This is a genomic window from Nesterenkonia rhizosphaerae, assembly GCF_039544555.1.
Classification (GTDB): domain Bacteria; phylum Actinomycetota; class Actinomycetes; order Actinomycetales; family Micrococcaceae; genus Nesterenkonia; species Nesterenkonia rhizosphaerae.
This window is the reverse complement of the sequence record NZ_BAABLW010000007.1, coordinates 64,578-78,460: the sequence shown is the minus strand read 5'-3', so window position 1 is coordinate 78,460 and position 13,883 is coordinate 64,578. Positions and strand designations below refer to the sequence as shown.

General features: G+C 60.4%; 10 protein-coding genes. All 10 read left to right on the top strand.

Translation table 11 applies throughout. The features are described from left to right. The first annotated feature begins 268 nt into the window (after nt 1-268). Nucleotides 269-2,956 carry a helix-turn-helix transcriptional regulator gene (locus ABEA23_RS06045; RefSeq protein WP_345477174.1) on the top strand — a complete coding sequence of 896 codons (2,688 nt, stop codon included), beginning with the start codon at nt 269-271 and terminating at the stop codon, nt 2,954-2,956. Between the two features lie 177 nt (nt 2,957-3,133). Continuing rightward, a complete protein-coding gene (locus ABEA23_RS06040; RefSeq protein ID WP_345477173.1) occupies nt 3,134-4,990 on the top strand; it encodes a polysaccharide biosynthesis protein in 1,857 nt (618 codons plus the stop codon). Then, nucleotides 4,980-6,137, top strand: a complete 1,158-nt coding sequence (locus ABEA23_RS06035) for a GNAT family N-acetyltransferase (protein WP_345477172.1) — start codon at nt 4,980-4,982, stop codon at nt 6,135-6,137. Before ABEA23_RS06040 ends, ABEA23_RS06035 begins: the two co-directional genes overlap by 11 nt. Further along, nucleotides 6,134-7,270: a GNAT family N-acetyltransferase gene (locus tag ABEA23_RS06030; protein ID WP_345477171.1), complete on the top strand. Its 1,137-nt coding sequence runs from the start codon at nt 6,134-6,136 to the stop codon at nt 7,268-7,270. Before ABEA23_RS06035 ends, ABEA23_RS06030 begins: the two co-directional genes overlap by 4 nt. Continuing rightward, nucleotides 7,267-8,307 (top strand): sugar transferase, encoded by a 1,041-nt coding sequence (locus ABEA23_RS06025; protein WP_345477170.1) that lies wholly within the window; start codon nt 7,267-7,269, stop codon nt 8,305-8,307. The genes ABEA23_RS06030 and ABEA23_RS06025 overlap by 4 nt, the downstream gene beginning before the upstream one ends. Next, nucleotides 8,304-9,476: a DegT/DnrJ/EryC1/StrS family aminotransferase gene (locus ABEA23_RS06020; RefSeq protein WP_345477169.1), complete on the top strand. Its 1,173-nt coding sequence runs from the start codon at nt 8,304-8,306 to the stop codon at nt 9,474-9,476. Before ABEA23_RS06025 ends, ABEA23_RS06020 begins: the two co-directional genes overlap by 4 nt. A 107-nt stretch (nt 9,477-9,583) precedes the next feature. Continuing rightward, a complete protein-coding gene (locus ABEA23_RS06015) occupies nt 9,584-11,146 on the top strand; it encodes a tyrosine-protein kinase domain-containing protein (RefSeq protein ID WP_345477167.1) in 1,563 nt (520 codons plus the stop codon). Then, complete coding sequence (locus ABEA23_RS06010) at nt 11,143-12,267, top strand: glycosyltransferase (RefSeq protein ID WP_345477166.1); 1,125 nt, start codon at nt 11,143-11,145, stop codon at nt 12,265-12,267. Before ABEA23_RS06015 ends, ABEA23_RS06010 begins: the two co-directional genes overlap by 4 nt. Beyond that, nucleotides 12,264-13,286, top strand: a complete 1,023-nt coding sequence (locus ABEA23_RS06005; RefSeq protein ID WP_345477165.1) for a glycosyltransferase family 2 protein — start codon at nt 12,264-12,266, stop codon at nt 13,284-13,286. Before ABEA23_RS06010 ends, ABEA23_RS06005 begins: the two co-directional genes overlap by 4 nt. Beyond that, nucleotides 13,283-13,882, top strand: coding sequence for an arsenate reductase/protein-tyrosine-phosphatase family protein (locus ABEA23_RS06000; RefSeq protein WP_345477164.1), 600 nt, complete (start codon nt 13,283-13,285; stop codon nt 13,880-13,882). Before ABEA23_RS06005 ends, ABEA23_RS06000 begins: the two co-directional genes overlap by 4 nt. The last annotated feature ends 1 nt before the right edge of the window (nt 13,883 follow it).

The following is a 13,883-nucleotide window of genomic DNA, read 5'->3' as shown; positions in this document are numbered from 1 at the left end:
GCGGCGGGAAGTACTTAGCAGTACCTGACGCGATCGCGTACAAGTAGGGATTATTTAGCTCGCCACACCTCACTAAGGTCGATATTGCGCGCTTTAGACGCACTCGGTTAATCCATAGCTGAGGGGGACTTTTGTTTTTTCTAACTGACCTAGTGATAAATCAACCCATAGATTCCGGCGAACATGAGCCCCTCACGAATAGGGGCAGAGGACGCTGCCCCATGGCGGACCTCACTCCTGCGGGCCGGCCCATCGGAAGCTGCTCCTAATGGTAGAACTCGCACGTCACGCCGACCTTGAACGGCTGAACACTTTACTCGTTCATCATCATGTCGCTGCTCTCACCGGGCGTATCGGCTCAGGGACCAGCCTCTTGTTGCGCAGTCTGGAAAAGCGTTGGGCAGGGCGAACCGTCCAGATCCCCTATCACCGCGCTGAAGCCGCGATCCAGCGCTCCGGTCTCGACATAGTCCTGGCGGGGCTGCGGTCACTGGACGCGGAGAACTTCTCCATCGACGTCGAAGGCCAGAACATCCCGGCCTTCGATCTTGCATCGACGGTGCTGAAGGCTCTGCCCTCGGCGGAGATCCCCGATAATACGCTGATCATCATCCCCGGCTGCGACGACATGGATGACACGTCACAAGCGGCACTGGGCCACCTGCTCCGCCGTATGAGTGATCCTCGAGTGCGGATTGTCATTTCCGCCCGGCGCATCACCGATAAGAGCCCGTTTGCGGGGATCCCCCACCTGGACCTGCGGACGCTCAGACGTGAAGAAATGATCGATCTAGCTCACCGCGCCACGGCAAAACGCATCTGTCCTGCGGCCGCAGCACTTGCTGTCCGCGCCGCGGCGGGCCGTCCTCATGCTCTTGGTCTGATCCTTCAGGACATGACCGAAAGCCAGCAGGCAGGCAATTTCGCCATGTCCGTCCCTCTTCGCCTTGGTCCCGAAGCTGTGTCCTTGGCCCACGATATCGTGGGGCAGCTCGACGGCACTCTTGAGTACATCCTCAAGATGCTCTCCCTGGCACCATTGACGTGCTTCAGCGCGTTGCAGCGCGAGATTCCCGATGCGGCTTTGCATGTGGCAGAACTCGAGTCCCGAGGGGTTGTGGAACGTCGCGGCTCGCTCTTGATGATGACAGATGAGCTGGTGCGCTCCGCTATGCATTGGTCCATGAGCGGCAGCACGCGCAACGCTCTGCACCAGAAGCTCATTAACAGCTGCTCCGAGCACCATGTGGAAATGGGAAACTGGCATCGCTCCTTCTTGGAATTGGACGAGCAGACCGCAGCGGCTCTCGCGGCCAACGCGCTGAGCTTGGTCAGGGGCGGACTAGTCGATGCCGGCATCGAACTCATCGAACGGTCGATCAGCCTGTGCGCAGAGGCCAGTGCGCTCGGAGAGCGTCTGACCGATTTAGCGGAAGCGCTTATCGATCGCGGCGAGTTCGTGTTTGCTGCCCGGTACCTGCAATTCGCTCGCGAGTCCACCGAATGCCCTGTCACGGTCCGGGCTCGCGGCCTCGAGATTCAGCTCGAGTACCTCCAATCCCAGACACTTCCTAACCGGCTTCTCAACAACTGGACCCGGGGCGAGCGTTCCGCAGCTCCCCGGGAGGTTGCCAGACTTCAGCTGATACTTGGCCATCTGCACTGCGACCGCCGCGAAGTCGCCGAGGCGCGCCAGTTGCTCAAAGAGGCAGAGGCGCTGAAGGAACACTTCAGCTTGGATGAGAAGCAACTGCATGACGGACTCAGAATGTCCATTGATGCCGTTCGCGGAGACGACCAACTCGCTCTGGCACGGTTCAATGAGCTCAGCGCTCTGGAGTCCGATGAGCTCAGCCCGCAGTATCTGCTGAACATGGCCTCGGCGCTGATGCTGACCGAGCACTACGAATCAGCCCGCGCCTGCTTGGACGTGCTGATGCACACACGCTCCGACAACGCGACCTGGGCAGTCCAGGCTATGTACCTCAAGATAGAGATCGCGATCCGGGTGGGGCAGATCGGTCACGCGATGGTGCTCCTCGATTCGCTGACCGATGGTCTGCACCCTGAACACGGGGTGCGCAGGGACAGGCTGCTGCTCATGCAGTGCTGGCAGCTGCTGATGAGCGGAAGAGCCAGCGACGCCGAAGAAAAAGAAGCGGAGCTGGCTGCCTACGCCAATAAGACCGGCAACGGGGCAATGTTGGCGGCGCTTAGCGCTTTACAGGGCAGTTATCTACTGCGTGTGGGCCTTCACGCCGAAGCAGCGCGGCACCTACAGCGCTGTGACGAGCGCTGCCCCGGCGAACTGAACCCCAACCAGTATCGGCATGAACCGGACCTAATAGAAGCGCTCATTCGATGCAATAGACGCGAACATGCCGCACTGGTCCTGCAACGACTGCGAACTAGAGCTACACGTGCCCCTTCTGACTGGGCGCAGAGCGCGATCAAGCGTTGCGAGGCTCTGCTTGCCACTGGGCAGCAGTCCGTTGAGCTGCTTCAGGATGCACTGCGTGATCATCGGGGCTCCGTCTACACCCAAGCGCTGCTCCACACCGCCCTGGCTGATCGTCTGGCGACATTGGGGCTAGCCTCACGTTCTCGCGATCACACGCTCATCGCGGCTTCCCTGTTCAGGGAGATCGGCGCCAAACAACCTGTTATCCCGGAACCGCCGTCGCGTCCGGGGTCGGGCGCGTCCAGATCATTTCCTCCAGAACTGAGCAATCTCAGCGATGAAGAACGCCTGGTCGCCGAACTGGTCAAGGCGGGCTTGAAGAACCGCGAGATCGCAGCACGAATCTACGTCTCGTTGCGGACGGTCGAGCTGCGTCTTACCAGCGTCTATCGGAAACTCGGGGTTTCCTCACGCACCGAACTGGTCGCACGACTAGCTGGCACCCCAGTGCGCGAGGACGTCAAGAGCCCGAGCCCGCACCCCTCCAATAGCTAGCGCGCATACCGGGATAGCGGCTTGCCGCAGCACCCCCGCGGGGGTCCGCAAGAAGCACTGAAATGGCTTTAACGGACGAATTTCCACACCTAGCGTGAAGGTCACCGCAGGAATTCGGACGTCCTCAAAAGCTCTACCTGCTTCGAGAAATACGGACTCAGCTTCACGGGAGTGGACATGATCGAGACACACTATCCGGCACCGGAGATTGCAGCACCGGGCAATCGCAAGCCTGGCAAGCTCGCTCGCGGTCTTCGGAAACACAAAAACTGGTTGCAGATTCTTCTGGACGCAATCGCCTGGATCTTGGCGGCCACGCTGGTTGGGCTGGCTTCTGAGAACCCCTGGACCATAGGTCTCACCTTTGCTGTGCTCATAGCCATCGTCCTGCACCCGGGGATGCTCCGCTTATACGGCAGCCGACTCCAATATGGCAGTTTGTCCGAGTACGGGGCACTCGTCGCGCTGACAGTGCTCCTCGGATGTATCTTCTTACTCGTACACCCCGCTGACACCGCGCTCGCGGTGCTGATGGTCACCGCCTCGCTGGTCCTGATGTCCGGAACCCGCTGGCTTCTTCTATATATCCACCAGCGGACATCGCGTCCTCGATCGGCCGAACGCGTGTTGATCATCGGAGCGGGAGACGCCACAGAATCACTGGTTCGGCAGATGCTCTCAGATCCAGCTGGCCCCTATCTGCCCGTGGGGTTGATCGACGATGATCCGCGCAAACGGCAGCTGAGCATACAGGGCGTGCGCGTCCGCGGAAACAGCGAGGACGTCGCAGACCTGGTTGATGCCCTCGACGTTGCAGGCGTCATCGTCGCTATCGCCGACTCCAAGCCTGAGTTCCTCGCTGCCTGCCGCGAGCGGCTGCGATCCTCCGGGTGTTGGCTACGGACCATTCCCCCACTTGCCGACCTCGTGAATCGGCGAGTGGACGTCAGCGATATTCGCGATCTCAAGGTCGAAGATCTCATTGGACGCAGTCCCATTCACACAGATATGACAGAGATCCGGGCAAAAATTCAGGGCAAACGCGTGCTGGTCACCGGGGCCGGAGGATCCATCGGCAGCGAACTGTGCCGCCAGCTCTGGGACTTGGAACCGGAGAGCCTCGTCTTGCTAGACCGGGACGAGACTGCTCTGCACGGTGTAGAGCTGGCCCTCTACGGTTCAGCCCTGCTGACCTCCCCAAACACGGTTCTTGCTGACATTCGCGATCAGCAAGCGCTGGATCGCATTTTTGCTGAAGCCAGACCGCAGATCGTCTTCCATGCTGCCGCACTGAAACACCTCCCGGTGCTGGAACGGTTCCCCCAGGAAGCGTGGAAAACAAATGTGCACGGCACACTCAATGTCCTCCGGGCGGCAGAATCAGTTGGAGTCGAGACCTTCGTCAACATTTCAACCGATAAGGCTGCCTCTCCGACCAGCGAACTCGGACGAAGCAAGAGGGTTGCTGAACGCTTGGTCAGCGGCATGACGAGAACCTCCACCGGCACATATTTGTCTGTGCGCTTCGGGAATGTGCTGGGTTCACGCGGGTCGGTGCTGCTCTCCTTCCAAGAGCAGATTCGGCAGGGGGGTCCGGTGACCGTCACCGACCCAGAGGTGACCCGTTACTTCATGACAATTCCCGAAGCCTGCCAACTCGTCCTGCAGGCGGCGACAATCGGACAGGACGGTTACGTCATGGTCCTTGATATGGGCGAGCCAGTGAAGATCGTAGACATCGCGCGCAATCTGATCGCTATGTCTAACACCCCCACCGACATCGTCTTCACTGGTCTACGCGCCGGAGAAAAGCTCGAGGAGGAGCTCTTCGGTAACTACGAGGGATCAGTCATGAAGATTCACGACAAGATCAGCCGGGTTGAAGCTCCCGATCTAGAAGCCCGGTTACTTCCTGCCACTGATGCCTCACGGCAAGAAATTGAGCTTTTCTACACCAATGTTTGCACTGGTCCACTACCCCAACTCGTTGACTTCACCAGAGTCGAAGCGATCGGAGAGCCGCATGCTGCCTGAGCCAATGTCACCCGGGGCAACGGTGCTCTACCCTGATCAGCACGGCCTGCAGGTGCTGTGCGCCGACAACCCACAGGACTTCCAGATCTGGCTGAGTGCCTGGCACGAATGCGCCGGAGGGGATACGTTCTCCCACCCGGCATACCTCGCGGAACGCGCGGGAATAGGCGAGCGCCCCCGCGCCGTGGTCTTCTCGCACTGCAGTGGATCACGGGTGCTGTACTCCTTTTTGCAACGTCCCATCTCCCAGGACGCGTGCGGACACCCGGTGCCGGAAGGGTATTACGACATCACCACACCGCTGCTCTACGGTGGTCCACTGCTGGCACAGGCCGAAGGAGCAGATGCGCCCACAGTGATGACTGACTTCTGGGAAGCGTTTCATGATTGGGCACTCACCGAGGGCATCGTCAGCGAGTTTCACCGGGTGAATCCGGTCATCGGCACTCTGCCCGGCTACCCCGGAACGTTTCGCGAACATGCTCCTCATGTTGTGAAGAGCATCGCTGGCAAAACCGAAGACGAGCTGCTGCTGGATACGTCCAAAGACTTCCGGCGAAAGCTACGGCGGACACGCGAGGCCGGGATGGAGCTTCTCGTAGATGAGACCGGTCACCATATCGAGACCTTCATTGATCTCTACTATGCGACGATGCGTCGCCGGAACGCCGACGTCCGATTCTTCTATGACGAAGAATTCTTCGACATGGTGCATCGGGTCTTTGAAGGACAGATCGCGTATCTGTTCGCCATCCACGAGGGAGCTGCAGTTTCCACCGAAATGGTCCTCTACTGCGGAGACACCGCCTACTCCTTCCTAGGTGCCACCGAGGAGTCCAGCCTCAGGACGGGAGCCAATATCTTTCTGTCCCATAGTGCGTTCGTCTACGCGCAATCTCGCGGAGTCCAGAACTATGTCCTCACCGGCGGAATCAGCAATACCGAAGAAGACAGCCTGCTGCGCTACAAGTTCTCGATGGCCAAGAGTGGCCGTCGCAGCTATTACACGGGCCACCAGGTGATCGACCTGGACCGTTACACACAGTTGAGTGCGTGCCGGCCGGAGTCCACCTTCTTTCCCTCCTATCGGGCACCACAAGTCTCGTGCACGGGTCTCTGCTCGGCGGACAGAAAGGTCCGAACATGAATGCTTCAGTGGAGATCTGGGACGCCGAAGTGGAACAAGAGCGCGCACGCTGGAGCCAGCTCTGGACAGACTCGCCCATGAAACATCCCTTCGCGCAGCCCGACCTATGCAAGCTCCTTGCGCCCGCGAACGGACGCCTCATGGCTGCCGTGCTCAACGACGGCCCAGGCCACGTGCTTTACCCCTTCTATCTGCGCGAGATCCCCGAGACGACGGCCCCCAGCAGCGATTCAGGAGCCGTGGCCGGCAAGGACATCACCTCGCCCTACGGCTACGGCGGGCCGCTGCACTGGGGATTGAAAAACTCCAATGCCACGGCCGCCAGATTCTGGACTGAGTTCGATGCCTGGGCTGCAGCTGAAGGGGTTGTCAGCGAGTTCGTCCGGTTCTCCTTATTCCCCGAAGAGCTGTTGCCCTATCCAGGACCAACTCGAGCCCGTCAGCTCAACTACGTTCGGGACCTCGATGTCCCGGATGAGGAGCTCTGGGATGGAGTTGAGTCGAAGGTGAGGCGGAACGCCCGACGCGCCCGACGCGAAGGGGTCAGGATCATCATCGATGACCAGGGAACCAGAGTTGAGGACTTCCTGCGTATATATCTGGGCACCATGGACCGCCGTGCTAGTGCACAGTGGTACCGCTTCGATCGCACCTTTTTTGAGGGCCTCCATCTGGCCCTGCCAGGACAGTTCGCGTATGTCTTAGCCGAACTCGACGGTGAGATCGTCTCCGCCGATCTGCTGCTGCTGGGAACCACTACGGGATACTACTTCCTCGGCGGAACTGAGGCGTCGTCGTTCTCCGTCCGTCCCAACGATCTGGTCAAAGTAGAAGCGATGAACTGGCTGCGCTCGACTGGCCGACGCCGCTACGTACTCGGCGGCGGCGTCCATCCCCAGGACGGACTGGAGCGCTATAAACGCGGTTTCGCCCCACATGGCGCGGTCTCCTTCAGCACCGGTGAACGAGTTCTGGCTCCGCAGCACTACGAAAGACTGGTGGAACGAACACGGAAGAGTTTTTCTGACTGCGGCACAGCCTGGGATGAGTCCGACGACTTCTTTCCGCCCTACCGCCGACAGGTGCCGGCGCGGCTGCCCGCGCTGCAGACTGCCGGAGGTGCCACCTCATGAGTTATGTACGCGTAAAACGCTTCCTCGACATACTGGGGGCCCTATTCGGGCTGGTGATCCTCAGCCCGCTCATCGCCATCATCTCGCTGCTAGTGCTGATATTCCATGGCGCGCCAGTCATCTTCGTTCAAGAACGCGCGACTCAGCATGCCAGGGTCTTCCACCTGCGCAAGTTCCGCACCATGCGTCAAGTGGACCCACAGCGCGGCCTGGTCACCGACGAGGACCGGCTGACCGGGTTCGGGCGTCTGCTGCGATCAACCAGTCTGGATGAGCTGCCCAGCCTCTGGAATGTTCTCATCGGCGACATGAGTCTGATCGGCCCCCGGCCACTGACCACCGATTACCTGCAGCTCTACACTCCCGAACAGGCGCGGCGCCACGAGGTCCGCGGCGGCCTCAGCGGACTGTGCCAAGTCAGCGGACGCAATGAGCTTCCCTGGGACGAGAAGTTCGACCTCGATATCCAATACGTCGACACCATGAGTTTCACTCTCGATCTGAAGATCTTGCTGAAAACCTTCACCGCTGTCATCAGCCGTCGCGGCGTGACCACGGAGAACGAGGTCACTGCAACGAGCTATGGCGGGTCGCTGAGATCTGATCGTGTGGTGTTCCGCCAGGACGCTGCGAGCCGGGACAAAGTCAGCTGGACCGTAGAGACGAAGTCCGGGCAGAGGGTCGGCAGATGCGCCATGCTGAAAACCGGGGAACGCTCACAGATGATCGGCTTCCATCCGGAGCCCGCCGTCGATGAAGAAACCCAGCGGGAACATCAAGCCCTCTACCCCGAGATCCTCACGTTGCTGCTGAACCGAGTGCGCAGTTCGGACGCGGATTACGCGGTGTGCTCAACCTCTCCCGTAGGCACCGATACTGAACAGCTATACCTCAGGGCAGGCTTTCATCGTCTGACTGCCGACCTGGTCCCCACTGTGCTGCCGATCGCAGAACTCATCTCGGACCGGGAGACCTTCATGTACCACGTGCTGCACGATGAAAACAACGACATCACTGAAATGAGACTGGCATCATGAGCGCTTCTGGAGCACAGAGGACCGCCACCGGCTACGTCGCCACGGAAGAACAGATCCTGCTCTCCTCACCGGATGTGGGCCCCCTGGAGGAGGACTACCTGCTGAGAGCGTTCCGCAGCGGATGGATCGCGCCGGCGGGGCCGGACCTTGCAGCATTCGAAGAGGAACTCGCGGCGCAGACCGGAGTCGAACACGCCGTCGCGGTCTCATCAGGAACAGCAGCTTTGCACCTGGGGCTCCTAGGCGTCGGAGTCCGTCCGGGAGACTCTGTGGTGACCTCCACGATGACCTTCGCGGCAACAGCGAATGCCATCACCTACTGTTCAGCTGCTCCGGAGTTCCTCGACTGCCTCGACGACGGCAACATGGACCCGAACCTGCTGCGCGAGAAGCTTGATGAAGCAAGCAGACTAGGGCGCCTTCCAGCGGCGATCGTGCCGGTGGACATCCTGGGACGGCCCGCCGACTATGACCGGATCCTTCCCCTTGCGGCAGAGTTCAACATCCCTGTCGTCGTTGATGCTGCAGAATCCCTGGGTTCACGCTACGGCGAGCGTATGGTCGGCAGCCTGGGACAGGCGAGCGTGGTCTCCTTCAACGGAAACAAGATCATGACCACCTCCGGGGGCGGAGCACTGCTGACCAACGACGGCGAACTGGCCACCTATGCCAGATACCTCTCGTCTCAGGCCAGACAGCCGGTGGCCCACTACGAGCACACCGAGATCGGATTCAACTACCGGCTCAGCAACCTCTTAGCCGCCCTGGGCCGGGCGCAGCTGATCCGCTTGGACTCGATGATTTCCCGACGCCGAGTGGTGAGATCCCGCTACGCGAGCCAGTTCCAGCACGTTCCTGGAGTCGAACTGTTCGGAGCAGAGAACCCCCACCGCGACAACTGCTGGCTCACCGCGGTGATCATCGACCCTCACCAGGCAGGTTTCACGTCTGAGGAATTGGCGAAGTGGCTGGCCGGCTTCGGTATCGAAACTCGACCCTTGTGGAAGCCCATGCATCTGCAGCCGGCCTTCTCCAGCTGCCCTGTCCTGGGCGGGGCAACAGCGGAACGGCTCTTCCACACAGGCCTAGCGCTTCCCAGCGGCTCGGCCATGAACGATGACCAGGTTGATCGAATACTCCATGCCATAGACCGTTTCCTCTGCGGGTGACCGCTGACCTCCTGCGGTGGTCCGCAGGCGCCCATTCAACCTCTGGTCTGCAGCACATCAGCGGACCTACGGTCAAGACAGTGCTGATCGGCAGATAGGGACCGGTCGTGACAACAGCACCGGAAGAGCACAACGGGTCTTTGCTGATTCGATCGGAGACAGACATGAAACTCAAGGAGCACCTCGCTCTCCTGCGACGCTACTGTGCTCTGCTCATCGTGGCCACCCTTCTCGGTGGCTTCGCTGGTGCAGGAGTCTGGCTGCTGATGCCTACCACCTACAGCGCTAGGACTGAGCTCTTCGTCTCCGTGGATACATCCGGCGGCGCCTACGAACTGCACATCGGGTCGAGTTTCATTCGCGAACGCATACAGACCTATGTGGGGATGACCAACAGTGCCCCGGTCCTCCAACCCGTCATAGACGAACTCGACCTGCACACCACTCCCGATGCGCTGGCCACCCGGGTCGAGGCTTATACCGACCCCCGAACCGTGCTGATCACCGTAGAGGCTACCGAGGATTCCCCTGAAGCCGCCCAGCAACTGTCCGCTGCCGTTGCCGACAGTCTCGTCTCCGTCATTGGTGATATCGAGAACCCAGAGAATGAAGCAGCGAACCAGATTCGCCTGACCGTCTCCAATCCTGCCGTGGCACCGCAGCACGCAGACGGACCCGCCGGGTGGCTCTACGTTGCGGCAGGTCTTCCCGTAGGTTTCGCATTAGGCCTGGGACTTGCCCTGCTGAGGGCGGCGTTGGATAACAAACTGCGCAGCCGAGAGGATATAGAACGGCTCAATGCTGGACCCGTACTCGGGTCGATTCCTCAGGACACTCGCGCCAAGAGCCCGTTGCTCGTTTCACAGCTGCGCGTGGACGATGCACACGCCGAAGCCTTCCGTCGATTGCGCACCAACCTGCGCTTCGCCCAGGTGGATGACCCCAACCCGGTCGTCCTGGTCACTTCAGCCCAGGCTAAAGAGGGAAAGTCCTCCACCAGCATCAACCTGGCTATCACTGCGGCACAAGCGGGCAGTCGGGTGGCTCTGATCGACGTTGACCTCAGACAGCCCACGGTGGCAGCCAGAATGGGCTTGGAGAATGCGGCCGGTCTCACCACCGTACTGCTGGGTGCCGCCGACGTCTCCGAACTGCTGCAGCCGTGGGGAACCGACGAACTCTACGTGCTCACCGCCGGCGAGATGCCGCCAAACCCGGTGGAGCTGCTGGACTCCAAAGCGATGAGCACCCTGATGACTCGACTCAGTGCTGAGTTCGATCTCGTCATTCTCGACAGCCCCCCGCTGCTTCCCGTGGCAGACTCTCTGGTCCTCACCAAATACGCCGGTCAGGTCCTTCTCGTAGCCGGCGTCGGTGAGGTGCGACTCAATCATTTGATGGAGGCGGTAAACAGCCTCAGCGCCTTCCATATCCCCACAGGCGTTGTGCTGAATAAAGTGCCTCGGTCCATCAGCGACAACTATGGCTACTCCGCGCGCTACCCCAGCCGGCCGGCCAGCACCAGCACCTCAGAAGCCGAACGCAGTAGCGATCCGCTACGGAATCTCGGCATAGGTCCCACCCCACCTATCTGGACGGCACAATACGTACACCCGGCATTCCCCGAAGATATGAGCCCAGGCACCAGCAAGCTGAGGAGTCAGTCATGAGGATCGGGGTGCTGGCCAGCGTGGGCCACATGGTGGATTCGTTCTTCTCCGACATCATCGCCTCGTGGACAAACGCCGGGCACGAAGTCCTGGTCGCCGCAGGTACCGGCACAAGTGACGGATCCGGGCATGTGATCGAGGGACTGACACGCCGACCGGGCCCCGGCGCGGTGCGTGCGTGGTCAGGCCTTAGCTCCTGGGCGCACGAGGAGAAACTCGACGTAGTCCTCACGAACACAGCTACCGCTTCTGCCTTAGCCCGCACAGCACGTCTGACCATTCCCGTTGTGTATTTCTGTCACGGACTGCACTGGAACGAAGGGCGAGGAGCTTCTGACCGCATCTGGCAGCTGGCGGAACGAGTACTTCTGCTGAAGACCTCAGGGGTCATCACCATCAACTCCGACGATCACGCGTGGTTCAGCGGACGCATTCCGGAAGATCGGATCCTGCGCCTTCCTACTGGTGTCGGCCTCCGGCCGGAGTCATACCCTCGCATCGCTCCCCCGTCGGCAGAAGGCGGTTCGGAAAGAACCGTCATGCGACTTGCATGGATCGGAGAGTTCAGTACCCGCAAGCGACCTCATCTGGCCCTCGACGTCGCCGATTACCTGCGCAAAGAAGGCGTGGACTTCACACTTCAGATGGTCGGCGAGGGTTCGCTGCTGGATTCAGTCAATGCCGCTATCAGCCGTCGCGGGCTCGAGAAGCACGTGGCGGCCGAGGGAACCGGGAATACAGCCCAGGTACTGGCTGACAGTCATGCGCTCATTCATACATCCGCATGGGAAGGTCTGCCGCGGGTCATGATGGAAGCACTGGCCGTTGGTCGGCGGACCTACGCATTCGACGTCAAGGGGGTACGAGACATACCCCAGGCTGTCCTCTTCCCGGAGCGGGAACCGCGTGCACTAGCGGGCCAACTGGCGACAGACTGGAGAGCCGGTCGCCTCCTGCAACCGATCGCGTTCGATCCTGCCACCCTGGACGTCTTCCGCTCTGCCGAGGCAATCAGAGTTTTCCTCGAAGAAACGGTCAGCGCCTCGGCCAAAGTCCACAGGATGCCCTCGCCTGTAGAGACTGAGCCTGCCAGGTCCCAGACCGCCTATGAGACGACATGAGTACCCAGCAGCCTCTCGTCTCTGTCATCATCCCCGTATACAACGGCGAGAAGCATCTAGCGGAATGCCTGGACTCAGTTCGGCACCAGTCATACCGGAAGCTTGAAATTATCGTCATCAATGACGGTTCAACCGATAACACCGAGAGCATTCTGCGTGACTTTGCGCAGCAGGACCGCCGTATCATCGTCACTCACCAGACCAACGGCGGTGTCTCCTCTGCCAGAAATGCAGGTCTGGAGGTAGCCAGTGGCTGCTGGGTCATGTTCGTCGACGCCGATGACAAGATGTGCGATCCGCATCTGGTCCAGACCGTAGTCCTTGCCGGTGAGGGTGATGCGGACCTGATCTGCTTCGAGACCTCCAGCGACGAAGACTGCAGCACATATGACATGGACTCGGACACCACCACAGAGCAGCCGAGCGACATCGTAGAACGCGCCCGGGAATACAGCATCGACGGCAATGCCCTGGCTGAGATGATCGCTGGCGAAACTCTCAACGCTCTCTGGGACAAAGCCTATCGCCGCGACACCATCACCGAACGGCTTTGCCGTTTTCGTCTAGGTACCAGGATGGGGGAAGACCTCATGTTCAACCTCAGTTACGCGCGTGTTGGCACGAAGGTGCTCTCGCTGCCAATGGTCGGGTACTTCTACCGGCGGTCCAATACCGAATCCGCGACCAGCCGATATCTCCCCGGAAAGTACGACGACCTCATGGAGGTGTGCGACTACATCCATCGATGGGCTCACCAGTTCGACGTCGAACAAGTACGCGGCGCCGCCGACTACATCCGGGCCAAGAACGTCGTCTCCTGCATTCGAGACCTTCACCATCACGACTGCGAGCTCTCTTACCAACAGCGGCTTGCAGTCGCACAGCGCTATAAGTCGCTGGTCCCTTCAGTACGTGTTGTCGGAGTCGGTCCCAAGAGAAGGCTACTGGGAGAGTTCTACAACCGGCTCGGGTACCGTTCGGTCTTCCAGCTGACTCGAGTGCTCGCTCGTTCTCGATGAGTGCCGAATGGGATCTCATGGAGCAAGGATTCACGGTACTGGCCGTGTGCACTGGCAATGTGTGTCGCTCCCCGTTGACCGAGCGGCTGCTGCAGCATGCACTCGATGACGTCGCTCCCGGTCAGTTCAGTATCTCCAGTGCGGGAACACTTGGGCTGACAGGACAAAGTGTGGAACCGCAAATCGCCGAAATCGCTGCGGAGCAAGGAGTCTCCCTGAGCGGTTTCACAGCAAGGGAGCTGACTCCAGATCTCATCCTCCAGGCCCACCTCATCCTCACCATGGAGCGGGACCACCGCAGTCGCATAGTGCAACTGGTCCCGGCAGCGCTTAAAAGAACCTTCACCCTGCGGGAGTTCGCCCGTATTCTTCCCCACGTGCCACCCGAGACATCAGCTCAGCCGGCCCAGCGGTGGCACTCGTTGGTCGCGATGGCACAACGGCACCGGCGCCCGCCCGAGAGCCCGGAACTCGACGACGTTATAGACCCCTACGGGTGCTCAGGCAAAGTCTATGAGGACATGACTGCCCAACTAGTTCCCGCGGTCAACGCGCTGATCGACTGGGAACGCGGATGCTCCTCGAAAGCGTCGTAGC